Origin of the sequence: Chryseobacterium antibioticum (assembly GCF_012927325.1) — a bacterium.
GTDB lineage: Bacteria > Bacteroidota > Bacteroidia > Flavobacteriales > Weeksellaceae > Chryseobacterium > Chryseobacterium antibioticum.
Genome location: NZ_JABBGI010000006.1, coordinates 78,616 through 102,971, shown reverse-complemented (window position 1 = coordinate 102,971; position 24,356 = coordinate 78,616). Strand labels below are relative to the sequence as shown.

At 35.1% G+C, this 24,356-nt stretch carries 21 protein-coding genes; 14 read left to right on the top strand and 7 right to left on the bottom strand.

What is annotated here, in order from left to right:
- Positions 1–152: 152 nt before the first annotated feature.
- The 7 genes from HHL23_RS06275 to rimP all read right to left on the bottom strand — a co-directional run bounded on the left by HHL23_RS06275 (position 153) and on the right by rimP (position 11,476).
- Positions 153–800 (bottom strand): hypothetical protein, encoded by a 648-nt coding sequence (locus HHL23_RS06275; RefSeq protein ID WP_169233958.1) that lies wholly within the window; start codon positions 798–800, stop codon positions 153–155.
- 18 nt (positions 801–818) lie between these two features.
- Complete coding sequence (locus HHL23_RS06270) at positions 819–1,592, bottom strand: hypothetical protein (RefSeq protein ID WP_169233957.1); 774 nt, start codon at positions 1,590–1,592, stop codon at positions 819–821.
- A 19-nt stretch (positions 1,593–1,611) separates the two neighbouring features.
- The gene (locus HHL23_RS06265; protein ID WP_169233956.1) at positions 1,612–3,228 is read right to left on the bottom strand and encodes a RagB/SusD family nutrient uptake outer membrane protein; all 1,617 of its coding nucleotides are present in this window, start codon (positions 3,226–3,228) and stop codon (positions 1,612–1,614) included.
- 23 nt (positions 3,229–3,251) lie between these two features.
- Positions 3,252–6,113, bottom strand: a complete 2,862-nt coding sequence (locus HHL23_RS06260; protein ID WP_169233955.1) for a SusC/RagA family TonB-linked outer membrane protein — start codon at positions 6,111–6,113, stop codon at positions 3,252–3,254.
- Between the two features lie 597 nt (positions 6,114–6,710).
- Complete coding sequence (gene infB / locus HHL23_RS06255) at positions 6,711–9,677, bottom strand: translation initiation factor IF-2 (protein ID WP_169233954.1); 2,967 nt, start codon at positions 9,675–9,677, stop codon at positions 6,711–6,713.
- Between the two features lie 80 nt (positions 9,678–9,757).
- A complete protein-coding gene (gene nusA, locus HHL23_RS06250; protein WP_169233953.1) occupies positions 9,758–10,993 on the bottom strand; it encodes a transcription termination factor NusA in 1,236 nt (411 codons plus the stop codon).
- 15 nt (positions 10,994–11,008) lie between these two features.
- A complete protein-coding gene (gene rimP / locus HHL23_RS06245; RefSeq protein ID WP_169233952.1) occupies positions 11,009–11,476 on the bottom strand; it encodes a ribosome assembly cofactor RimP in 468 nt (155 codons plus the stop codon).
- A gap of 217 nt (positions 11,477–11,693) precedes the next feature.
- Between rimP and HHL23_RS06240 the strand changes: the two genes are divergently transcribed.
- The 14 genes from HHL23_RS06240 (at position 11,694) to HHL23_RS06175 (ending at position 24,353) form a co-directional block, all read left to right on the top strand.
- A complete protein-coding gene (locus HHL23_RS06240; RefSeq protein ID WP_169233951.1) occupies positions 11,694–13,010 on the top strand; it encodes a UDP-glucose dehydrogenase family protein in 1,317 nt (438 codons plus the stop codon).
- Positions 13,011–14,090, top strand: a complete 1,080-nt coding sequence (gene rfbB / locus HHL23_RS06235; RefSeq protein WP_169233950.1) for a dTDP-glucose 4,6-dehydratase — start codon at positions 13,011–13,013, stop codon at positions 14,088–14,090.
- Positions 14,091–14,097: 7 nt separating this feature from the next.
- The gene (locus HHL23_RS06230) at positions 14,098–14,550 is read left to right on the top strand and encodes a hypothetical protein (protein ID WP_169233949.1); all 453 of its coding nucleotides are present in this window, start codon (positions 14,098–14,100) and stop codon (positions 14,548–14,550) included.
- Positions 14,551–14,553: 3 nt separating this feature from the next.
- Positions 14,554–15,417, top strand: a complete 864-nt coding sequence (rfbA, locus tag HHL23_RS06225) for a glucose-1-phosphate thymidylyltransferase RfbA (protein ID WP_169233948.1) — start codon at positions 14,554–14,556, stop codon at positions 15,415–15,417.
- Positions 15,418–15,615: 198 nt separating this feature from the next.
- Entirely contained in the window at positions 15,616–16,032 is a 417-nt protein-coding gene (locus HHL23_RS06220; RefSeq protein WP_169233947.1) for a sugar 3,4-ketoisomerase, read from the top strand.
- Positions 16,033–16,038: 6 nt separating this feature from the next.
- Positions 16,039–16,566 (top strand): GNAT family N-acetyltransferase, encoded by a 528-nt coding sequence (locus tag HHL23_RS06215; protein WP_169233946.1) that lies wholly within the window; start codon positions 16,039–16,041, stop codon positions 16,564–16,566.
- A 4-nt stretch (positions 16,567–16,570) separates the two neighbouring features.
- Positions 16,571–16,801 (top strand): acyl carrier protein, encoded by a 231-nt coding sequence (locus HHL23_RS06210; protein WP_169233945.1) that lies wholly within the window; start codon positions 16,571–16,573, stop codon positions 16,799–16,801.
- 128 nt (positions 16,802–16,929) lie between these two features.
- Positions 16,930–17,160 carry an acyl carrier protein gene (locus HHL23_RS06205; protein WP_169233944.1) on the top strand — a complete coding sequence of 77 codons (231 nt, stop codon included), beginning with the start codon at positions 16,930–16,932 and terminating at the stop codon, positions 17,158–17,160.
- Positions 17,161–17,170: 10 nt separating this feature from the next.
- The gene (locus HHL23_RS06200; protein ID WP_169233943.1) at positions 17,171–18,139 is read left to right on the top strand and encodes a ketoacyl-ACP synthase III; all 969 of its coding nucleotides are present in this window, start codon (positions 17,171–17,173) and stop codon (positions 18,137–18,139) included.
- A 22-nt stretch (positions 18,140–18,161) separates the two neighbouring features.
- Positions 18,162–19,262 carry a DegT/DnrJ/EryC1/StrS family aminotransferase gene (locus HHL23_RS06195; protein ID WP_169233942.1) on the top strand — a complete coding sequence of 367 codons (1,101 nt, stop codon included), beginning with the start codon at positions 18,162–18,164 and terminating at the stop codon, positions 19,260–19,262.
- A gap of 242 nt (positions 19,263–19,504) precedes the next feature.
- On the top strand, positions 19,505–20,353 hold the full coding sequence (locus HHL23_RS06190; RefSeq protein ID WP_169233941.1) for an ABC transporter permease: 849 nt from the start codon (positions 19,505–19,507) through the stop codon (positions 20,351–20,353).
- A gap of 23 nt (positions 20,354–20,376) precedes the next feature.
- Positions 20,377–21,651: an ABC transporter ATP-binding protein gene (locus HHL23_RS06185; RefSeq protein ID WP_169233940.1), complete on the top strand. Its 1,275-nt coding sequence runs from the start codon at positions 20,377–20,379 to the stop codon at positions 21,649–21,651.
- 18 nt (positions 21,652–21,669) lie between these two features.
- The gene (locus tag HHL23_RS06180) at positions 21,670–22,686 is read left to right on the top strand and encodes an acyltransferase family protein (protein ID WP_169233939.1); all 1,017 of its coding nucleotides are present in this window, start codon (positions 21,670–21,672) and stop codon (positions 22,684–22,686) included.
- Positions 22,686–24,353: a glycosyltransferase family 2 protein gene (locus HHL23_RS06175; protein WP_169233938.1), complete on the top strand. Its 1,668-nt coding sequence runs from the start codon at positions 22,686–22,688 to the stop codon at positions 24,351–24,353. Before HHL23_RS06180 ends, HHL23_RS06175 begins: the two co-directional genes overlap by 1 nt.
- The last annotated feature ends 3 nt before the right edge of the window (positions 24,354–24,356 follow it).

Sequence of the window (24,356 nt, the reverse complement as noted above, 5' to 3'; positions counted from 1 at the left end):
TTATAAATTGCGTTTTTGTAAAAAAATACAATTCGTAACTAAATATTACTAAAAAAAGTAAAATGTTTACTTATATGATATTATAACGGTATTTCATACTTCACAATAAAAACAAAGAATACTGAAATATCCTTTGTTTTTATTGTGAAATGTTAGTTTACAATCAGCTCAAGCAGGGCATTATAATCCTCTGTTTTTTTCAATTTATTTTTCTTAAAAAAAATATCTAAATCACCTTCCTTAGAGGGAATAGCTTTTTTAAGATCTTCAGCTTTTACAGGAATCAGAGTGTTATTTTCAATATTATACACGAAATACTCTGGCTTTAAAGCTGTAAATTTCGCAGGTTGATTCTGCCCATAAGCATTCTCTGAAATCTTAGCTTCTGTAAATTTTATAGTTTCTTTTCTTACAATCATGTAGTTACCTTTCTCTGAAGAAGATTGAATATAGTATCTTCCATTTATCAAAATGACAACATACTTATTATTTATATTAAAATAATTCAATTTTTCTTTAGGGATTCTGAAGTATTTATCGCCATTTTTCAAAATAATATCATCATTATAAATATTATACCTTAAAAGATAAGTCCCATTTTCACCTTTTATGACAGATGGCAGAAACTGAGTCTCAAGAAATGGAGATCCCACAAATTCATTATCAGCCAACTCACCAACTCCAATTTTATTAACTGTCTGTGACATCAATCTATTATTATTAAGATTATGCAAAACAGTGCTCTGGGAAAAATAAAAGCCCATTAAAAACAGAGATAAAACAACACCTATCTTTTTCATAACATTATAATAATGATATTAATTACCAACAATATTATCGACTACAGCAGCGAAATTACCTGCAGTTACGAACGGCTGATAGCTTAAAACAACTTTCCTAGTACAGAAATTAACAGTTGAAGCTGTTGCAGCCACCTGCCTGATACTAACCATTCCGTATGTAGGATGCATATACCCTGTCTGTTGAGTCGGAATCGTGATAGCACCAGTAGATGGATCATATTTTAATTTAATATCATATCCATTTGCATAATAATCCTTTAACAACAAAGTATCAGTATCAGCTCCTGCAGCAATGACAGTATCATATGTTCCGCCAAAAAATGGCATTGTTGCTTTAAAATTACCCGCCAAGAAATACGACAGCGGACACTTAAGCGCCACAGTCATTGTATGCACCTGCGTAATAACACCATTCTGAATAGTTGGCGAGGTTAATCTGAATACCGCATTTTTACCTTCAGGACTGGCACCGGCCTCCAATAGTTTGATTGATATTTTCCCATCAAAATTACCAGATGGATTACTTGGTCCCATCAACTGAAAATCAATCCCTTCTTTTAATTGAGATGTCGGATCAACTACCAGACTCACTTCTGCACTCGGAACCTTTACAAGCGTACCATACTGTAATTCTACAATTTTTGAACCACTTCCCTGATCAACCAATTGCTGAGAACTGGCCGTGATAAAATTTAAGTAAGGATCATCCTCATAGTGAATTTCCTCATTAGAGCAGGAAAATGCTGTTGCAGAGAATAGTATTATAAATAAATAATTAAATGTTTTCATTTTCTAATTTTTAAAAAAATTAATACCCTGGGTTTTGTTGAATAGCCGGGTTCCCTTGAGTCTCAGCTCTAGGAATCGGTAAAGATTTCATACGGTAATCATCAATAGGAATTGTAACAGGAATTGATTTAAGATCATCTGTAGGATCCCTGTCAATAGCCACCCCAGCGATAGCTCCAAGTCTTTTTAAATCCAAATATCTGTGTCCCTCCAGGTAAAGATCTTTTCTTCTTTCAAGAAGAATATCTGCATAAGCAATCGGCTTACCTGAATAAATAGGCAGAGTAACCGGACCAACATAATTCCTTGCGTCTCTGACATTTTTAATATACCCCGCCGCAACACCATAATTACCCTCTTCAACTGCACATTCAGCCAGAATAAAATACATTTCAGACAATCTGAATACTGGAAGATCATTTCTTAACGGAGCCTGAGAACCTACTTTTTCTCTGTAAATATCCGTAGAGATAGGATCTGGCAAAAGTTTAGGTCTTCCGGGATATTTATCGATAACCAGAACATCTGCATCTCTATATGTAGAAATAGTAGCATATCCTGCATCAATTTTTGCAGTTGGATCAATATATGCATATCGTCTGATATCTCCATTTATCTGAGCTAACAAATTAAATGTTCTTCGTCCCATATCATACAAAATAGAACCGTTCAAAGTAGAGGTATTTGAAGCAAGCACACTACCAATATTCCCCCAAGCCCCCACTATAGGTCTGTTCAATGCAAAAATCATCTCGCCCTGATTGGTATTATTAAGCATCTTTGCATATGGATTTCTGGTTAGATAATCATTTAATGTTTTGTGTGCTGTATTATTTTGCGCCAAACTACCCGCACTGGAACCAGGAATAGCAGGATTAACCAAAGGAGCCAACACTAATCCAGAAGAGCTCAATACAGCCTGTGCAGCAGTTTTAGCCTGGGGATACATCCCTCTATATAGGTAGTATCTCGCTTTAAAAGCATTTAAAAAGTTAGCTCCAATTCGGTAATAATCACCATTATTAGCAGCTAAGTTTGTCTCAGCATAAGCTATATCAGTGTCAATAAAAGAGAAGATCGCCGAGTTATTAACTCTTAGCGTAGTCTCTGACTGACCAGGAACATGATCGATCAACATGACACCTAAAGCATTAGGATCCTTCATATTGGTAGAAAAATAAGATTCCAGCGTAAAATAAGAGAAAGCTCTGATCAATCGTGCCTGAGCCACTATATTCTTATACTTCGCCTGATCTGCAGCAGCTGGTGTTATTTTAGCTGCTCCTTCCAACAACCTGTTTACTCTGTTAATTGTTGTATAATTCCCCAGCCATATATTAGCTACTAATCCATTGGTAACATCTAAATAAAACTGATGTGCGCTTAATGCCAATTCACTATTCTGTGGACCTATACCTAATTCATCTGTCATCTGCCCGGAGAAAAACAAACCATTTGTTATATCCAACCCTGAATAAATAGTTCCATTAAGGTACTTATTCATGTCTTCGGTATTTACAAAAGTATTCTCCGCATTCAATTCTCCATCCTGAATAATATCCAAAGCATCATTACACGAAGATAATCCTACGGAAACAAATGCGGATAAAATTGCTATTTTAAATATATTTTTCATATTGAAATTAATTAGTAGTAAAATTAAAATTCTAAGTTAACCCCTAGCGAGTAGGTTCTCGGGTTAGGATAAATACTTAAAGGAAAAGTCCCCAGCCCTTCAGGATCATAGCCTCTCCATTTTGTCCATGTTGCAATGTTCTCACCCTGAACAAATACTCTAGCAGATTTAATCACTGAATTTGAATTAAAGAACTGTTTTGGAACATTATATCCTAATGTTACATTCTTAAGCCTTAAAAAAGATGCATCAAATAACATCCTATCAGTAATACCTGAAATTGGAGCATTTAAAGAAGGAATATCTGTTTCACGATTATCAGGCGTCCAAGCATTAAGTAGATCTGATGATACGTTGTACCCAGCCTTCATATAAGCAGGATTCAATGCCCAAGATAACTGATTATCTGATCTCCAGAATTTAGCCTGGAAAGAGAACAGTGCATCAAGGAAGAATCCCTTATACTCACTATTAAAACCAAAACCACCAGTATATTTAGGGAAATAGTTTTTACCTGTCTTTCTTCTATCTTTATCCAGAGCCTGCTCGGAAACAGCCCCGTTAGAATCCATATAAAGTTCATTTCCTGTATTAGGATTTACTCCCAGATAAGGCACCAGATTCCATTCATTAATAGTTCCACCTTCTTCCAACAATAATGAACCCGTAGTTACAGGAACCTGAAGTTTAGTAATTTTATTTTCATTATAGGAAGCATTTGCAAAAAAAGTAAGCTTGTAATCCTTGTTCATTAGGACATTATACCTTAATACAAGTTCTACCCCTTCATTTTTTAAACTACCATAATTCCCTCTATAATTATACTGTCCAGTAATTGCAGAAGACGGAATATTGTAATATAACATGTCTGTATTTTTTCTGTAAACATCCACATTCCCTTCGAGTCTGTTTTTAAGTAACTTAAAATCCAAACCTATATTACCCTGCTTGATTTCCTCCCATTGTACAATAGGATTAGGAATAGAATTCAAAAAATAACCGGGTGTATTTCCGTACCCATTTCCTACAACATTAATCTCTCTACTGATTCCTGTAGCTAATAACATTGGATTGGTATCATCCGCAGCAGCAATTACGTTGGCATTACCCTGCGTTCCGTAAGATGCTCTTAATTTCAGCATATCAAAGAACGATCCGTCCATAAATCCTTCTTTATCAATATTCCAACGACCACCCACAGACCAGAAAGTACCCCACTTATTACCTGGAGCAAATCTGTAGTTACCATCTCTTCTGATAGTCCCACTAAAGCCATATTTATCTTTATAATCATAATCTACCGTAGCAAAATATGAAAGCGCTCCGGCAGTAATTTTATTAGCTGACACCGCAGGCACATAAATATCTTTGTCCGGATCAAAAGGAATATATCCCGTACCCGCACCAATAGCAAAATTTTTAGGATCCAATCCGTTCTGAACCTGAGTACTGTTATAGAAGTGAACTTTATTATACTCCATATAAATACCTGCCCCAACAGTATGGTCGCCAAAAACTTTATTATAGTTAGCACTAGTTACGGTAGTAAAGTTCAATTCTCTGGAATTAACAATCGTTTCACTTCCACCATACTCAATTCCCGAGGTTGAAGCCACAACAATGGACAGATAACCCTTAGGGTTTCTTCCTGAAAAAGAATTACCAATTTTCAGATCTGCTCCAGTCCTGTTGTTTAAAGTAATATCATCCGTTAGTTTATAGGAAGTCGTTGCACTGGTAAAAATAGAAGTCTCATTAAACTTTCCAAATACAGATTGATCTCCCTTCATCACATCTTCCAAAACATATGCAAAATTTCCGTTTGCTGAAGATGCGGTACCTATAGCATTAAATAAATCCCTACCTGTTGAATACTGTCCAGATTTAATATAAGGCAATGCTATAAAAGATCCCAGCAACGGATTCTGAACGACATTTCCGTTCACTCCGGAATTATTTTCCTGATTCAACTGGCTTCTTTTGGAATATCCTAAACCAACAATGGCCGTATAGTTAAATCTTTTATCTTCGGACCTTCCGGTAATATTATTTCTAAATGTAAATCGTTGAAACTTTGTATTGGGCACCAACCCTCCCTGTTCCAAATACCCTAAAGAAGAATACACAGATGTATTTTCACCTCCAAAAGTAGCAGAAATGTTGTGTTGCTGTGTAACATCAGCTTTAAAGAAAACTTTCTCCCAATCCGTATTCACTTCATAGTCTGCAATTTGCTGATCAGTCAAGGTACTACCTAGCAGAGAGGTTCCACCATTCTTTTGAATTTTAAGCAGCTCATGGGAATCAGCGATATTATATTTGTTTTTAGGCATTATACTCACCCCTGTCATAGCAGAATAGCTTAATTTAAGCTTGGAATTAAATTTTCCACCTTTAGTTCTTACAAGTAATACTCCATTTGCTCCTCTATTTCCATAAATGGAAGTAGCGGCAGCATCCCTAAGAATAGAGATTGACTCTATATCTTCAGAATTTAAATTTCTGAACTGGTTAGTACCGGTAGGAACACCATCAATGATTACCAACGGTTCAGTATCTGCCGAAAGAGAAGAAATACCCCTAATAACAAGATCTATCTTTGCAGATCCCGGAGAACCGGAATTTGACGCAATCGTTACACCTGGCGCAGACCCTTGTAGTGAATTCAGGAAACTCACGTTTGGTCTGTTTTCCATAACTTCAGCACTGATCGTGGTATTCGCACTTACATCTTTAGGCTTTGTCAGGGTTCTATTATAACCAAGGATCACAACCTCTTCAATATCTTTTGCCTTAGTTGTGTCGATTTTAGTTTTTTGTGCATTATACACTCCGTTTATGAAAAACAGAACGCCAACACTCAATACACGTATTTTAACATTCATATTAACAAATTTTAATATTCATCCAGCAAATATGTTAATAAATACTAATATTTACAAATAAAATGCACAAACAACTAATAAAACAGATACAAATGCAACAATTATCCCAAAACAATGAATAATTATTAAATAATTATTCAAGTAATAATCAATCAATAAAATAAATAAAATAAAAATTAAACACTTATTTTACATTTAATTTAATTACCAAAACAATAATTTAGAATAATTCTAAATTTAACACAATACATAAAAATACTATTTTATAAAAATTTGATTTACACACATTTACGATTTCAAACATAATACAAACCATAGATTTAATGGCTAATTCGAACTACTATAATACTTATTCAAAACCTAATCATATCTAATATTTAAAACCATACTTTCATTTATAATCAACATAATAATACTTTATGTTATTTTCAATTTCCAAGATTATTAAAATTCGTACTAATACATTAACATATCTTCCTGCTATACTTTTTAATATTCATACAATCGTATCCCCATCAATTATTAACACAAATAACAATCAAACACAAAAAAGCCACTTTATAAAAAGTGGCTTTCATATTTATATTAAAAAAACTATTATTTCAGTTTTTTCTTAACGGCTACTTGTTCGTAGACTTCAAGAATATCTCCGGTCTCAATATCGTTGTACCCTTTCAGGTTCAGACCACATTCGTAACCTTTGGTTACTTCTCTTACGTCGTCTTTAAAACGCTTCAAGCTTTCCAGTTCTCCGTCAAATTTAACGATACCGTCTCTAAGTACTCTTACTTTCGAGCTTCTCGTTACTTTTCCTGAAAGAACCATACATCCTGCAATGGTACCCACTTTAGAGATTTTGAATACTTCTCTGATCTCAACATTACCCATCACCTGTTCTTTGATCTCAGGAGAAAGCATGCCTTCCATAGCTTCTTTAACCTCATCAATCGCAGCATAAATTACTGAATATGTTCTGATCTCGATCTCTTCTTTATCCGCTAATTCTTTAGCATTAGCACCCGCTCTTACGTTAAATCCGATGATAATCGCATCAGAAGCTGTAGCTAAGTTAACATCAGATTCGGTAATCTGTCCAACTCCTTTATGTAGGATATTCACATTGATCTCTGCTGTAGATAATCTCTGTAACTGATCAGATAATGCTTCTACGGAACCATCTACGTCACCTTTCAGGATAATATTCAATTCCTTGAACTCACCTAATGCGATTCTTCTTCCAAGTTCTTCAAGCGTAGTATGCTTTTTAGTTCTTATTGAAAGTTCTCTCTGTAGTTGTTCTCTCTTATTAGCAATGGTTTTAGCTTCACTTTCGTCTGCATATACCTTAAACTTATCACCAGCTGTCGGTGCTCCATCTAAACCTAAGATGGTAACAGGAATTGACGGCCCAGCTTCTTTAAGGTTTCTACCTCTTTCATCAAGCATTGCTTTTACTTTACCGTGGTTTTTACCAGCGACTACGTAATCACCAACCTTTAAGGTACCGGCCTGTACTAACATTGTAGCAACATATCCTCTCCCTTTATCTAATGAAGCTTCAATAACAACACCTTGAGCTGCTCTATCCGGATTAGCTTTCAGATCAAGCATTTCTGCCTGAAGTAATACTTTCTCCAATAGAACGTCCATATTGTTACCAAACTTCGCGGAAATTTCCTGTGCCTGAACATTTCCTCCCCATTCTTCCACTAAGATGTTCATTCCAGAAAGCTGCTGACGGATATTATCAGGATTAGCGCTTGGTCTATCCACTTTGTTCAATGCAATGATCATTGGTACTCCTGCTGCCTGTGCGTGAGAAATTGCTTCTCTCGTTTGTGGCATCACATCATCATCAGCTGCAATTACAATAATTGCAATATCGGTGATCTGAGCACCTCTGGCTCTCATCGCGGTAAACGCTTCGTGACCCGGTGTATCTAAGAATGTAATTCTTTGCCCGTTTTCTAATTTTACGTTGTATGCTCCAATGTGCTGTGTAATACCTCCTGATTCACCAGCAATAACATTTGTTTTTCTGATGTAGTCAAGTAGAGATGTTTTACCGTGGTCAACGTGCCCCATTACCGTTACAATTGGTGCTCTAGAGGAAAGATCCTCTTCAGTATCCATATCTTCTTCAGATTCTACTTCTTCCAGATCAGCATCTGAGAACTCAATTTTAAATCCAAATTCATCGGCAACCAATAATAAGGTATCTGCTTCAAGTCTTTGGTTCATGGTTACCATTACCCCTAGTGAGAAACAAGCAGAAATAACTTCTGTAGGAGAAACATTCATTAAACTAGCCAGTTCACCTACTGTGATGAATTCAGTTACCTTTAATGTTCTGTCCTGAGCGTCAATTTCTTGCTGACGTTCGTCCTGTTCTCTACGGTATGTTCTCTTGTCTTTTCTGTGTTTTGCAGATTTAGACTTACCTCCTTTGTTGGTAAGTTTTTCAAGGGTTTCCTTGATCTGGTTTTTAACCTGCTCATCAGTAAGCTCAACAGGCATCGTTCTTTGACCAGGTCTGTTGTTAGTATTGTTTCCGCCTGGACCTTTTTTGAATCCTCCTCCTTGACCCGGCGGACGATTTCCCTGGTTGTTTCCAAAACGGTTACCTCCTGGACCTCCCTGTCCTGGTGGACGGTTTCCTCCCGGACCTCCTGGACCTGGTGGACGGTTACCTCCTGGGCCTCCCTGACCTTGCGGACGGTTTTGACCTCCTTGGTTATTGTTATTGTTTCCAGAGTTTTGATTATTCCCTTGGCCCGGTTGGTTTGGACCGCCTGGTTTTTCAATTCTCTTTCTTTTCTTTTTAGCGCCTGAACCAGGTTTTGGTGCAAATTGCGTTAAGTCTATCTTTTCCCCTACGATCTTAGGACCGTCAAGTTTCTGATAAACAGTTTCAATTTTCTGAGATTCAGGCTCAGCTGGTTTTTGAGGCTCTGCCTTCGTTTCAGCAACAGGTTCTGGCTGTTTTGGAGTTTCTTTCACAGGTTCTGCCGGTTTTTCCTCTTCTTTTTTCTCCTCCATTTTGGGTTTATCTTTTTTTACAGGTCTATTTCTAGATTCTATTTGGGACAGATCTATTTTGTCCAGAACTTTGAATTCCTGTTTTTCAGGAGTTGCTTTAACTTCCGGTTCAGCCACAACTTCTTCTTTCTTCTCTTCAACCGGTGCAGCTACGGGTACAGGCGCTTGTACTGGTGCTGCAGGCGCAGGTGCTTCTTCAACTTCAGGTCCTTTAGATTCAAGATCTATTTTACCTAAAATCTTAGTTTCTGGTTTATTTGCTTTAGCTCTTATTACTTCAGGGGTTTTCTTTTCTTCAATTTCCAGTTTTTCTTCCGGAACTTTCGTGATTACCACCTCATGGGAAGCTTTTCGTTGTTCACCGTCTTTGGCAAACTCAGCCTCCAATGCAGAATATGCCGCTTCTTCTAATTGAGCGTTAGGATTGTTTTCAACTTCGAAATCTTTTGACTGTAAAAACTCTACCAATCTAGACATCGAAATGTTGAATTCCTTAACCGCTTTATTTAATCTTATTTTTGGCATCTATATTATTTACTATTTTTTTTAATTCTTAAAATTAAAGTATTTCTTTTTTACTGTTTTATTAAAATTTATTAAAAATCTTAATCTTCAAATTCTTCTTTTAGAATACGCTTTACATCTTCGATAGTTTCCTCTTCAAGATCTACCATATTTAAAAGACTTTCAGTATCCTTATCTAATACTGATTTCGCAGTAGTAAGACCTACTTTCTTAAATTCATCCAAAATCCACTGCTCGATATCGTCATTAAATTCTCTCAAATCAACATCGTCATCCTCGCTAGCTTCTCTAAATACATCAATTTCATATCCTGTCAACCAAGAAGCCAGTCTGATATTCTGCCCTTGTTTTCCAATTACTTTAGAAATCTCTTCAACCGGCGTATAAACTAAAGCATAGTTTGAATCCTCGTTGATATCAATTTTGTTGATGGTAACATTTCCTAAAGCTCTCTTTACCAAAATTTCAGGGTTTTTAGACCACTGAATAACATCGATGTTTTCATTTCTCAACTCTCTTACCACACCATGAATTCTTGATCCTTTCACCCCCACACAGGCGCCTACAGGATCTATTCTGTCATCGTAAGCATCTACTGCGATCTTCGCCTTCTCACCAGGAATTCTCACTACTTTTTTAAGCATAATGGTTCCGTCCTGGATCTCAGGAATTTCCAGCTCTAATAATTTCTCTAGGAATTTAGGTGCAGTTCTGGAAATAATAATTTGCGGTTTTGAACCTTTAAAATCTACTGTTTCAACAATAGCTCTGATATTTTCACCCTTTTTAAAGAAGTCGGACGGGATCTGGTTTTCTTTTGGCAAAATGAATTCGTTCTCCTCATCATCCAATAAGATCACATGTTTGTGACGGATGTGGTGAATTTCTCCAATAACAATTTCCCCGATTTTATCTCTGAACTGCTCATAAAGCATTGCATTATTATGCTCCTGAAGTTTTGTCGCCAGGATCTGCTTTAAAGTAAGGATATTTCTTCTTCCCAATTGGGCAACAGGAATTTCCATCGTAAAATCTTCACCTACTTCAAAAGTAGGGTCAATCTTTTTAGCTTCAGAAAGTTCAATTTCCAGATCATCATCTTCGGACATCTCGTCCTCTACAATCGTTTTATTTAAAAATATCTGAAAATCTCCTTTATCAGGATTCACAATTACATCAAAATGATCATCTGAATCAAATCTTTTTCTCAAAAGAGTCTTCAGTGAATCTTCAATAATCGCCATAAGATCAATCTTACTGATCCCCTTTTCGTCTTTAAAATCACCAAAGGATTCAATCAACGCTATATTATCCATCTATTCTTTTTTCTTTTAAAATTTAATTACTACTAACGCCTTTTTTATCTCAGAGTAAGGAATTTCTTTTTCCTCCTCCACATCCACTTTCCCTTTTCCGATATCTTTCGGTTTTCGGTAGCGTAAAATAAGTGTGATCTTTTCATCATCCACTTTAGCCAACTCGCCTTCAATCTTGGAAGAATCATTCAGCATTACTTCAATCTCTCTTCCGAAATTTTTCTTGAACTGTCTGGGAGCCGATAGTGGCTCGCTCAATCCTGCAGACATTACCTGAAGGCTGAAGTCATGCTCTTCACGATCCATATTAAACTCTATAGCGCGGCTTGCATCTAGGCAGTCCTGAAGAGTCACCCCATTATCACCGTCTAAGATTGCCGTAATATCATCTCCTGCAGAAATCTTTAGATCAACAAGAAACAAATCCTCTCTAGTCTCAAGGAATTCGTTTAATAATTCTTCAATTCTTTTTCTAAACTCCATACATTAATTATCTTGATTTACCAGTACGAAAAAAGGCTTTCTTCCGAAGCCTTTTCATTTTTTCCTGTAAATCCTCTGCAAATATACGCATTTTTTCTAAAAAAGCAAAATCTAGTTAGTTATCAACTAAATACATTAAAATTTTCATTAAGGCAAATTAAAGAAGCATGTGAAAGTATTTTTATTATTTTTGTGCTAAAATTTAAAAACATACATTTTGAATATAACAATTGTAGGAACAGGTTATGTAGGGCTGGTTACAGGTACTACCCTGGCAGAACTTGGCAATTCAGTATACTGTGTTGATATTGATGAAAAGAAAGTAGAAGGTTTGAAAAACGGCATTGTTCCCATCTATGAGCCAAACCTTGAAGAAATGTTTTTAAGAAACATTCAATCTGAAAGATTATTTTTCACAACCAACCTTAAGGAGGCTTTGGACAAAAGCGAAGTCATTTATCTCGCATTGCCGACACCCCCGGGTGAGGACGGCTCTGCAGATCTTTCGTATGTCATTCAGGTAGCCAATAACATTGGAGAAATGATGACCGAATATAAGGTCATCGTTAATAAAAGCACCGTTCCGGTAGGAACCGCAGACAGAGTGAGAGAAGTGATTGCTGCCAAAACTAATATTCCTTTTGATGTAGTTTCAAACCCTGAATTCTTAAGAGAAGGTTTTGCCGTGGAAGATTCTATGAATCCTTCAAGAGTTGTGGTGGGCGCAAGCTCTGAAAAAGCCAAAAATATCATGGCTCAAATTTACCAGCCATTTACTAATACAGGAATTCCGATCATCTTTATGGATGAGAAATCATCGGAACTTACAAAATACGCTGCCAATTCGTTCTTAGCTGTAAAGATCACGTTCATGAACGAGATCGCCAATTACTGCGAAAAAGTAGGAGCAGACGTTGATAAAGTAAGACTGGGAATGGGAAGTGATGACAGAATTGGCCACAGATTTCTTTTCCCGGGAATTGGATACGGCGGAAGCTGTTTTCCTAAAGATGTTAAAGCCCTTATTAAATCCGGAATACAGGAAGATTTCAATTTCCAGATTCTTGAAGCCACAGAAAGAGTCAATACGACTCAGAAAGTAATTCTGGTTTCAGAAATTGAGAAATATTTCGGAGGAAACATCAGAGGAAAGAAAATCGCGATGTGGGGACTGGCATTTAAAGCCAACACAGATGACATCCGTGAAGCATCTTCTTTGGACAATATTGCTCTTTTATTAGAAAAGGGCGTAGAAATTGCTGCGTATGATGCGGTAGCAGAAAGTAATGTACAGAAACTTCTTGGAGACAAAATACAGTACGCGAAAGGAATGTATGATGCACTCGAAGATGCAGATGCTTTATTTATCGCTACAGAATGGCCTGAATTTAAAAATCCTAATTTTGAACTTATGGCCAAGAAAATGAAAAACAAAGTCATTTTTGACGGAAGAAATATGTATCCATTGGAAATCCCTCAACAAAACGGATTCCATTATAAAAGTATAGGAAGAAAGACCATAGAAAATAAATAGATGAAAAATATAATTATTACCGGAGGAGCAGGATTTATAGGCTCCCATGTCGTTAGAGAATTCGTGAAAAATAATCCGAATACTACAATCATTAATCTAGATGCCCTTACTTATGCAGGAAATTTAGAAAACCTGAAGGATATTGAAAATGAACCTAATTATGTTTTCGAAAAAGCCGACATTACAAAACCTGAAGAACTAAGAAAGGTTTTTGAAAAATACAATCCGGATGCAGTTGTCCATCTGGCAGCAGAAAGTCACGTGGACAGAAGTATTACAGATCCAATGGCTTTCATCAATACGAATGTAAACGGAACAGCCAATCTCCTTAATTTATGTAAGGAATTCTGGACAATGAATCCTGATCACACACATGGAAGATTTCCGGACGAAAAAAGAAAAAATCTATTTTACCACGTTTCTACAGACGAAGTTTACGGAAGTCTTGGTGAAACCGGATTCTTTTTAGAAACCACTGCTTACGACCCACAGTCTCCGTATTCCGCATCAAAAGCAGCTTCTGACCATTTGGTAAGAGCATACGGAAATACGTACGGAATGCCATTCATTGTATCTAACTGCTCAAACAACTATGGCCCGAATCACTTTCCTGAAAAGCTGATCCCTCTTTGTATCTCAAATATTATTAACGAAAGACCATTGCCTATTTATGGTGACGGAAAGTATACGAGAGACTGGCTATACGTTATAGATCATGCCAGAGCTATTCATCAGATATTCAATGAAGCAAAAACCGGAGAAACATACAATATCGGAGGTTTCAACGAATGGCAGAATATTGATCTTGTCAAAGAACTGATCAAGCAAATGGATGCGAAACTTGGAAAACCGGAAGGCTATTCTGAAAAACTGATCACATTCGTGAAAGACAGACCCGGACATGACAAACGTTATGCTATCGATGCAGACAAACTTAACAAAAATTTAGGATGGAAGCCGTCTGTAACTTTTGAAGAAGGTTTAGGAAAAACCATTGACTGGTACCTGGAAAACAAGGAATGGCTGGAGAATGTAACCAGCGGTGACTACCAGAAATATTACGAAAATCAATATAATTAAGATGATCATGAAGCACTTTCTTCTGTTGCTTTCTATAGTATTCTTTTCTCTGGCAGGAGCTCAGACACTTCCTCCGCCTCCGGCGGCGGCTAATCTGGCTCAAAAAAGCCTCATCGATGAATTTATAGAAGTTTCCCATTATGAAGAAGCGCTCAAGAATTACGTCAAAGGGTATATTGAACTTAAGATGTTCGACTACAACGTAGACCCACCTAAGGAATTGCTTACCAAAGAACAGGCCCGCTCTATTATCAGAAACTTTGATTTTGATGGTTTTAAAACTTCATTATACAGTTCTTTTTCTTTTATTTCAGAAGAACATTTGAAAGAACTAGTTCGGTTTCACAAAAATATAGGGGGCAAGTTATCACAAAACAATTCTATACTTTTAATGAATCCCACCATTGATCTAAATATCAGAAACCAGATCGATCACGCAATACAAAACATAAAAAAATAACCGATGAAAGGAATCATATTGGCCGGAGGATCCGGAACAAGACTTTACCCTCTTACAATCGCCGTAAGCAAGCAACTGATGCCTGTTTATGACAAACCGATGATCTACTACCCTCTTTCAACGCTGCTTTTGGCAGGGATCAAAGATATACTGATCATCACAACGCCTCATGACCAGCCAGGGTTTATCAAACTTTTGGGTGATGGATCTCAGATCGGATGTAACATAGAGTATGTGGTACAGCCAAGCCCGGACGGACTGGCACAGGCTTTTATTCTGGGGGATACATTTATTGGAAATGATCCTGTTGCATTAGTATTGGGAGACAATATCTTCTACGGCTCTGAAATGGGCACATTGCTGAAAAACAAAACCAATCCGGATGGTGGTGTAGTTTTCGCTTACCATGTTTCTGATCCGGAAAGATATGGTGTTGTAGAATTTGATGATGATTTTAAAGCTGTTTCCATTGAAGAGAAGCCATTAAATCCAAAATCAAACTATGCAGTTCCCGGCTTATATTTTTACGATAATGAAGTGGTAGAAATTGCTAAAAACATTCAGCCTTCTGCAAGAGGAGAACTTGAAATTACTGATGTCAACAATGTTTATTTAAGTAAAGGAAAACTAGAAGTAGGTGTTCTGGACAGAGGTACCGCCTGGCTTGACACAGGAACTTTTGACTCTCTGAATGATGCTTCTGAATTTGTAAGCGTTATTGAAAAAAGACAGGGGTTCAAAATCGGGTGTATAGAAGAGATTGCCTTCAGAAATAAATTCATCAACGAAGAAAAATTACTTGAAACCGCTGAAAAATACGGTAAAAGCGGTTACGGTGAATATCTTAAGCAACTCGTTAGAAAATAATATTATAGTTATATTATTATAAATCTCAACAACTATTGGCTTTATAGCCAGTAGTTTTTTTTAGTCTAGCCCCTTCTAACACTTTCTTCTAGTCCGAGGTAGATTTTTATGTATAGCTATATAATAATAACAGGCTTCTTTCCGATAGTAATTTTATAATTAACTTTGGGAACTTTAAAGAACTATTTAGAAACATTAATGGAATACAATAAACCACAAATCATTACATTCGACAAAATAGGATCATCACAACTGGGCTACATTACCATAGCGGAAACCGAGAAGAATGTTCCTTTTGAGATACAACGTGTCTACTGGACTTATTATACACCTCATGATGTAACGAGAGGCGGACATGCCCATAAAGCACTGCAGCAAATGATATTTGCTGTTTCCGGAACCATTATTTTTAATACGGAAGATAAGGATGGCAACAAGGAGACTTTTACTTTAGATCATCCTACCAAAGGGCTGTATATTCCCAAACTGGTATGGAGAGATATTCAGTTTTCACATAATGCTGTACTGTTGTGTCTGGCTTCGGAAATCTATGACGAGGAAGACTACTTCAGAGATTATGAAAGTTTTAAAGAGGTAGCACAAAAAAATAAATAACAGAAGATGGTAATTGAATATAAAGGAATTAAATTAAGATTTGTTGAGACTGATGACGCTGCATTTATAGTATCCATCAGGAATAATGAAAAAAAATCAAGGTTTATTTCAAAAACTTCTCCGGATGTCAATGCTCAGAAAGAATGGATCTTAAGCTATAAAGAACGGGAGCAACAGAAAAAGGAGTTTTATTTCATTGCATTTGATGAAAACAATGAAGAATATGCAACATACAGGGTTTATAAAATAGATTCCGGATTGCCTGAAATAGGAAGCTGGGTCTCCAAACCTGAGTATTCAAACATTAAGAATTCCATCAAAGTAGATATTGCGGTGAAAAATTACGTTCTGAATGAATTAGGATTTGACACGCTTCAGTTTGAGGTAAGAAAGCAGAACACTTCTGTGAACAGTTATCATAAACTTTTCCAGCCCGAGCTGATCAGAAGCGACGATGAAAATAATTATTACCTGTTAAAAAAGGACACTTTTAATACAATACTCCCAAATATTCTCAAAAAATTCAAAATATAAAACTATGTCAATAAACGAATTTATTAAAAATTTCCAGTCGCAACTGGAAAATACAGATACAGTAGTAGAACCTGAAACAGCTTACAATAAAGAAAGTTACTGGGATTCTCTTACTGCAATGGTGATAAAAGTAATGATCGAAGATGAATATGGCGTTGATATGGAGCCTGAAAAGATCACTTCGTTCAAAGACATCAACGAGCTTTATGCTTTTGTTGCTGAGAAAAAACAATAATTAATTTAAACCTAAGACACTCATCATTAAAAACTATTTCAGCTCAAACTGATCAGATAACCATTATTATATTAAAAAACTTTAATCATCTATTTTTAAAATATTTTAAAAATTTAAAGTATAATCATATGTCAGTTAATGAATTTATCAGAAATTTCCAGTTGGAGTTAGAAAACCCGGATACCCCAATAGGTCTGGAAACAGAATACAATAAAGAAAGTTATTGGGATTCTCTTACAGCCATGGCAGTAAATGTAATGATTGAGGACAATTACGGCCTTGATATTGACCCTGAACAGATTACATCGTTCAAAAATATCAATGAGCTTTACTCCTTCATTATTGAGAATAAAAAATAAACAGTAAATAATGGCTTTTATACAACATATTTCAACCTATATTCCGGAGAAAACAATTTCCAATGAGGAGATTTCAAAAAAATTTCCGGACTGGGACAGTGATAAAATCCTCGATAAGATAGGGATCAGAAACAGAAATATTACCGGCGATGATGAGTTTACTTCAGATATTGCAGTGAAAGCTCTTAATAAGCTGATTGATGAACACAAAATCGATAAATCTTCCATAGATTATCTGATCGTATGTACGCAAAGTCCTGATTACTTCCTTCCTGCAACAGCCTGTATCGTGCAGGCTCAAGCTGGTTTAAATACCAGTTGTGGGGCTATAGATATCAATCAGGGATGCTCGGGATATATTTACGGGTTATCTCTTGCCAATGCTCTTATTGATGCTAAAATGATGAACAATGTAGTTTTGATAACGGCAGAAACCTATTCAAAACACATTCATGAGGATGACAAGGGAAATATAAGTCTTTTCGGAGATGCCGCAACGGCAACACTCATTTCCAATGACGGAGATTTTGAAATTTTAAAATTTTCTGTAGGAACAGATGGAGAAGGTGCCAAAAATCTAATCGTTAAAAACGGTGCGGTAAGAAACAAAAAAACAGAAGACGCAGAAGACAAAGACAATTATCTTCACATGAACGGTCCGAAAATTTTTGATTTCACCTCAAAAGCAATTCCAGGTCTGGTACAGGAAAATTTAAAGATCAATGGATTTGAAAAAAGTGACATTGATACCTTTATCTTCCATCAGGCCAATACCTTTATGCTTGATTTTTTAAGAAAAAGAATTAATATTCCGCAGGAGAATTTCGTTATAGACATGCTGGATTATGGTAATACCGTATCATCTACGATTCCCATTGCGTTTAAAAATTCACTCACAACAAGAGATTTAAAAAACATCATGCTGGTAGGTTTTGGAGTTGGCTATTCATGGGGAGCAGTTTGCTTAAGAAAAAAATAAATCAGCGTTAAAATAAAGTATTATGATAAAATTTCTTGATCTTCAAAAGGTCAATTTACAACATCAGGAAGAAATTGAAAACAAACTTTTAAGTGTTTTCAGAAGCGGTTGGTACCTTTTAGGAAGCGAAGTCAAAAGCTTTGAAACCAATCTGGCATCATATATTGGTTCAAAATATGCTTTAGGGGTAGCGAACGGCCTTGATGCCCTACGCTTGATTTTTCGTGCTTATATAGAATTAGGGGTCATGAAAGCAGGAGATGAAGTTCTTGTACCTGCCAATACCTATATTGCTTCAGTTCTTGCTTTATCTGATAACGGACTGGTTCCGGTATTTGTAGAGCCCGATGCCAATACCTATAATATTGACATTTCAAAAATTGAAGAAAAAATAAGTCCAAAAACGAAAGCTATTCTTGTTGTTCACCTTCAGGGAAGAATTGTTTTTTCTGAAGAGCTTAAAAATATTGCCCAAAAGCATCAGTTAAAGATCGTAGAAGATAATGCCCAGGCTATTGGAGCAGAATGGAGCGGTATAAAATCGGGTAACCTTGGTGACGCAGCCGGTTTCAGTTTCTATCCTGGCAAAAATTTAGGGGCTTTAGGCGATGCAGGAGCGGTAACCACCAATGACAAAGAACTGTTTGACACCATCCGGGCAATAGCCAATTATGGTTCAAACCAAAAATATGTAAACATTTACAAAGGCTTAAATTCCAGACTGGATGAAATTCAGGCTGCCGTTTTAGATGTGAAGCTTAAATACATCGGTCACGAGAATGGGACCAGAAGGAAAATTGCTAAAAGATTGATCTCTGAAATCAATAATCCCAAGATCCTCCTTCCTGAAAATCCGGCTGATGAAAATGAACATGTATGGCATGTTTTTGTGGTAAGAACAGAAAAAAGGGATGAGTTCCAGGCCTATTTAACGGAAAAAGGAATCCAGACTATCATCCACTATCCTATTCCACCTCATAAGCAGGAAGCCTATAAAGAATATAGTGACCTTTCATTTCCTATTACGGAAAAAATGCATGATGAAGTACTGAGTCTTCCTATTTCTTCTGTTTTAGAAGAAGAAGAAATTCAGGCGATCATTAAAGCAGTCAACGAGTTTTAGCTAGGGTTCAGACCCTCATTTAATTAAAGAAAACTACGGCGATTATCTAAACGATCTGTTAATAAATAAAAATAATTATTATAAATTTAAAGGGCTATTAGCTTTATAGCTAATAGTTCTTTGTTTATAATAACAAATTTTAATACATTAGTTGTTACTTTCCGTTTTATGTAAACAATTATTCACTAATCAGGAAAGTTGAATAAGAATTAAATATTTTAAATTTGCAAAAACCTACACAAATGAATGAACCACAGCAGAAGTGGACAGAAACGATTGATGCTAACCATACTTTATTTGATTTAAAATTAAAAGAGGTATGGAACTATAAAGACTTGGTTTATATGTTTGTAAAAAGAGACTTTATATCAAGCTTTAAACAAACTATTTTAGGTCCTATCTGGTTTTTTATCAATCCTATTTTAACAACTATTGTATATCTTGTTGTATTTAGTAAAATTGCTAAATTACCTACAGATGGCGCACCCCCCATTTTATTTTATCTTGCAGGCGTTACGCTTTGGAATTATTTTTCAGGCTCATTGTTGGGAACCTCCTATACATTCTCAGGAAATGCCTCAATTTTTGGTAAAGTTTATTTTCCGAGACTTGTAACTCCACTTTCAGTTGTAATTTCCAATTTGATGCGTTTCGGAGTTCAGCTTCTTCTTTTTATTATTGGTTGGGGCTACTACTTATATAAAGGAGAAGTTCATCCTAACATCTGGATTCTGGCTACTCCTTTTCTCATATTTCTTATGGCTCTGTTTGCCTTAGGAGCAGGGATGATATTTTCCTCTCTTACTACAAAATATAAAGATTTAAGCATGTTGCTTGGGTTTGGGGTAAGCTTATATATGTATGCTACACCGGTTATTTTTCCGGCATCCTCACTTCCGGGAATTTTTAAAAAACTATCTTATTACAATCCCTTAACCGGTATTTTCGAATGTTTCAAATATGCATGGTTAGGTGTTGGAGATTTTTCTCCTATAATGTTAGGGATTAGTACGATCATTATTCTTATTCTTTTGGCCATAGGAGTAGTCGTCTTCAATAGGGTTGAAAAAACCTTTATGGATACTGTATAAGTTATTAAAATAAAATTTAAAATATGCTAGCTTTAAAGGCAGAAAATATATCAAAACAATACCGCTTGGGACAAGTCGGAACAGGAACTCTTTCTCACGATTTAAATAGATTGTGGTATACCATTCGAGGAAAAGAAGATCCATATCTCAAAATTGGCGAAGCTAATGACAGAACAACTAAAGGAACTTCTGAATATGTATGGTCTCTTCGTGATATTGATTTTGAAATCACACAGGGAGATGCCGTAGGAATCATTGGAAAAAACGGAGCAGGAAAATCTACTTTATTAAAATTATTAAGTAAAGTAACAAAGCCTACTACCGGAAAAATTTATACCAAAGGTAGAATTGCATCATTATTAGAAGTAGGAACAGGTTTTCATCCAGAAATGACAGGAAGAGAAAATGTATATCTAAATGGTGCTATTTTGGGAATGACCCGAAAGGAAATCACAAGAAAATTCGATGAAATTGTGGCTTTCTCAGGGGTTGAAAGGTATATTGATACGCCTGTAAAAAGATATTCATCGGGAATGTATGTCCGTCTTGCGTTTGCCGTAGCAGCCCATTTAGAATCCGAAATCCTTATTGTGGATGAAGTATTGGCTGTTGGTGATGCTGATTTCCAGAAAAAATGCTTGGGAAAGATGGGTGATGTTACAAAGGGAGAAGGAAGAACCGTATTATTTGTAAGTCATAATATGGCTGCCGTAAGAAGACTTTGTCAAAAAGGGATACTTTTAAAGCAAGGAAGTATCGTTTGTCAGGATAATATGGAAAATGTTTTAAACCGATATGATCTGGAGTTCAGAAGTGGTGAGAAAAATTTTGAAATTAATTACCCATCGGCAATTGATGCTAAAATGCAAATAAATAGAGTAAAACTGGCAAAACCAAACGACCACCACATACTTTTTACTGACGATGATCTAATATTTGAATTTGATGTCACTACTAGAACTCCTGTGGAGGATGCTTATATTACCATTGACATCAAAGATCAGCATGATGAATTAATCTATTGGACTTCCGATTATACTAGCCAAAGGTATATTAAAAGTGAGAAAGGAGAATGGAAATTACAGTGTAAATTACCAAAGGGGATGCTTACACAAGGTTATTATGTTGCAACTTTTGCCATTTATTCTCCATTGAGTAATCAGGTTATTCATTATATGCCTAATTTTTTCATCAATTTTGAATTAGAAGAAAATGAAAACTCATACCTGCAACAGTTCGGAATCATACGACCTGGTAAAATAGGATTGCAAAGTGATTGGAATGCTGAAAAGAAATAATCTTAATGTGATAATTTTATGAAATTCGGTTTTATAAATTCAGCCAGAGGGATTGCCATATTAATGGTAATTTCAGTACATATTTCACAAATATATCATTTCAAATCTGATACAATGAAACTGTTTTTCGATTACGGACAAATGGGTGTACAATTGTTTTTTATTGCTTCTGCATTTACTCTTTGCATTTCCCATGATAGTAGAAAAACTGAAAACCATGCAACTACAAATTTTTATATAAGACGTTTTTTTAGAATATTTCCAATCTATTACTTAGGAATAATATTGTATTATTTTTTAAATTCTTATTTTAAAGATAGCAATAGTTATACTCCAAAAAATATATTAGCAAATATCGTATTCCTACATGGACTTATTCCTTCTGCAAACAATTCAATTGTTCCGGGAGGGTGGTCTATAGGTACTGAAATGTTATTTTATACAGTTTTCCCGTTTTTACATAAGTTCCTATTTTCTGGTTACTTAATGATAAAATCGATTTTTATTATATTTATATGTTATTTTTTATTTCTTTTTTTTAAAATTAATATCACAAATAATTCTTTTTTATATTTTAATATTCTTGTTCAGCTTCCTGTTTTTATAATTGGGATTCTTTATTATAATTATAATAAAAAGATAAGTTTATTAAATGCCATTTTCATTTTTATAGCCTTTACAGTTATATCTTTTTATTTCTGGAAAATCAAATCATTTATCTTTGTTCCTCTTCTTTCAGGAATATCATTTTGTGGACTTATTAAGATTTTAGAAAAAACATTTATAAATAATATTATTTTTCAAAAAATAGGGATGGTATCATACTCAATATATATTATTCATTTTATTCTGGCTTTCTATTTATTAGATCCTACAGAAAAATCACAAAATATGCTTTTGTATTTGATTTTAACAATCGTTACCTGTTATCCTGTAGCATTAATTCTTGAAAGATATTTGGAAAAACCATTTATAAATCTGGGTAATAAAATAATAAAACACAGAGATAAAACACTGATTAAAGACACTTTATAATGATTTCTATCGTTACAGCATATTATAACCGTAAAGAACTTTTCAAAAGAACACTGGAAAGTATTAAACTTCAAAATTACCAGGGAAATTTTGAAGTAATCGCTGTGGATGACGGAAGTAAAGAGGAAGAACGGTTAGAAGATTTAACGCTGAAATATCCTTTTCTAAAAGTAATCCGACTTGATCCTGATAAAAAATGGTATCAAAACTCATGTATACCTTTCAATATTGGTTTTAATGCAGCAAAAGGTGATCAAATAATCCTTCAAAATCCTGAATGTTTTCATTTGGGAAATATTCTAGAATACACAGATAAAAATCTTAAAGATAATATTTATCTCAGCTTTGCTTGCTTTTCTCTTGATAAAGAAGTAACAGACAACCTGAATGAAATCATTAAAGCTCCTGAAAGAATTAAACAAAACATTCAGGAGAATGACCACATTGTAACAAAAGATGGCGACGCAGGATGGTATAATCATTCTACTCACAGACCGGAAGCGTATCACTTTTGTACTGCCATTACCAAAAAAGATTTGGATAGTTTAGGTGGCTTTAGCGAATTGCTCTCATTGGGAATTGCTTTTGATGATAATGATTTCGTTTGGAGGGTAAAAAGAAAAGGAATGAAAATTACCTTTGTTGATTCTGAAATTATCCTTCATCAAAACCATTACAGTCCGAACTCTACATCTTATCAAAACAGAGTGAATAAGGAACTTTTATTTGAAAAGAATAGAAAAATATTCAATAATATTATCCAGAAAAATGGTTATCAGGCTAATCGTTTTTTAAAAAATGTACCTTTTAATATGAAAGCTTGCATTATACCAATGCTCATTTTCATTTTAAAATTAAAAAACTACTTAAAAGAAAACACAAAAGGAATCAGAAAATATGTAAGTTTTATCAAAAGCTTGATGAACAATCCTGTTCTTAGATCCCAATATTTTGAACCTAAGAAAATTCCGATTATTATAATTAACTACAACCAGTTGTTTTATTTAAAACAGCAGATAGATTTTTATCTCAAAAGAGGTTTTAAAAACATTGTAGTGATAGATAATCAATCTACCTATCCCCCTTTATTAGAATATTATAAAGAAATAAAAGACAAAATCACAATCGAGTATCAGGAAGAAAATGCAGGACATTTAGTGTTTTTTAAAAGCCCTGTTTTACAAAAAAAATATTCAAAGGGATATTATATTGTTACAGATGCGGATATCATCCCTAATGATCAACTGCCTGAGAAATTTATGAGAATTCTTATTAATAAGCTATTTAAATATTCAGGTAGAATTACAAAAATAGGATTTGCTCTTCGGCTGGATGATATTCCTGAAAGTTATCCATTGAAAAAAAATGTTCTTAACTGGGAATCCCAGTTTTGGCAGAAAGAAGTCGAAAAAGACATGTTTTTTGCTGATATTGACACTACTTTTGCGCTTTATACTCCTAATTATATCCCTGATACGAGTAAAAGAATATTCATGAATGCCATTCGGATGGCCGCTGATTTCACATGTACACATGGCGGATGGTATCTGGATATAAATAATCTTAGTGATGAGCAAAGGTTTTACATCAATACTTCTTCCAACTCAAATTCATGGAAAGTGGATGAAAAAGGCAAATTGGACGGTAATTATAAAAACATCTATTAATTA

Coding starts and splice junctions, on each gene's coding strand:
- HHL23_RS06175 (WP_169233938.1), top strand. CDS start 22,686: ATGATTTCTATCGTTACAGCATATTATAACCGTAAAGAACTTTTCAAA.
- HHL23_RS06230 (WP_169233949.1), top strand. CDS start 14,098: ATGAAGCACTTTCTTCTGTTGCTTTCTATAGTATTCTTTTCTCTGGCA.
- rimP (WP_169233952.1), bottom strand. CDS start 11,476: ATGGAGTTTAGAAAAAGAATTGAAGAATTATTAAACGAATTCCTTGAG.
- HHL23_RS06195 (WP_169233942.1), top strand. CDS start 18,162: ATGATAAAATTTCTTGATCTTCAAAAGGTCAATTTACAACATCAGGAA.
- HHL23_RS06265 (WP_169233956.1), bottom strand. CDS start 3,228: ATGAAAAATATATTTAAAATAGCAATTTTATCCGCATTTGTTTCCGTA.
- HHL23_RS06180 (WP_169233939.1), top strand. CDS start 21,670: ATGAAATTCGGTTTTATAAATTCAGCCAGAGGGATTGCCATATTAATG.
- HHL23_RS06190 (WP_169233941.1), top strand. CDS start 19,505: ATGAATGAACCACAGCAGAAGTGGACAGAAACGATTGATGCTAACCAT.
- HHL23_RS06200 (WP_169233943.1), top strand. CDS start 17,171: ATGGCTTTTATACAACATATTTCAACCTATATTCCGGAGAAAACAATT.
- infB (WP_169233954.1), bottom strand. CDS start 9,677: ATGCCAAAAATAAGATTAAATAAAGCGGTTAAGGAATTCAACATTTCG.
- rfbB (WP_169233950.1), top strand. CDS start 13,011: ATGAAAAATATAATTATTACCGGAGGAGCAGGATTTATAGGCTCCCAT.
- HHL23_RS06185 (WP_169233940.1), top strand. CDS start 20,377: ATGCTAGCTTTAAAGGCAGAAAATATATCAAAACAATACCGCTTGGGA.
- HHL23_RS06215 (WP_169233946.1), top strand. CDS start 16,039: ATGGTAATTGAATATAAAGGAATTAAATTAAGATTTGTTGAGACTGAT.
- HHL23_RS06270 (WP_169233957.1), bottom strand. CDS start 1,592: ATGAAAACATTTAATTATTTATTTATAATACTATTCTCTGCAACAGCA.
- HHL23_RS06275 (WP_169233958.1), bottom strand. CDS start 800: ATGAAAAAGATAGGTGTTGTTTTATCTCTGTTTTTAATGGGCTTTTAT.
- nusA (WP_169233953.1), bottom strand. CDS start 10,993: ATGGATAATATAGCGTTGATTGAATCCTTTGGTGATTTTAAAGACGAA.
- HHL23_RS06210 (WP_169233945.1), top strand. CDS start 16,571: ATGTCAATAAACGAATTTATTAAAAATTTCCAGTCGCAACTGGAAAAT.
- HHL23_RS06205 (WP_169233944.1), top strand. CDS start 16,930: ATGTCAGTTAATGAATTTATCAGAAATTTCCAGTTGGAGTTAGAAAAC.
- HHL23_RS06220 (WP_169233947.1), top strand. CDS start 15,616: ATGGAATACAATAAACCACAAATCATTACATTCGACAAAATAGGATCA.
- rfbA (WP_169233948.1), top strand. CDS start 14,554: ATGAAAGGAATCATATTGGCCGGAGGATCCGGAACAAGACTTTACCCT.
- HHL23_RS06260 (WP_169233955.1), bottom strand. CDS start 6,113: ATGAATGTTAAAATACGTGTATTGAGTGTTGGCGTTCTGTTTTTCATA.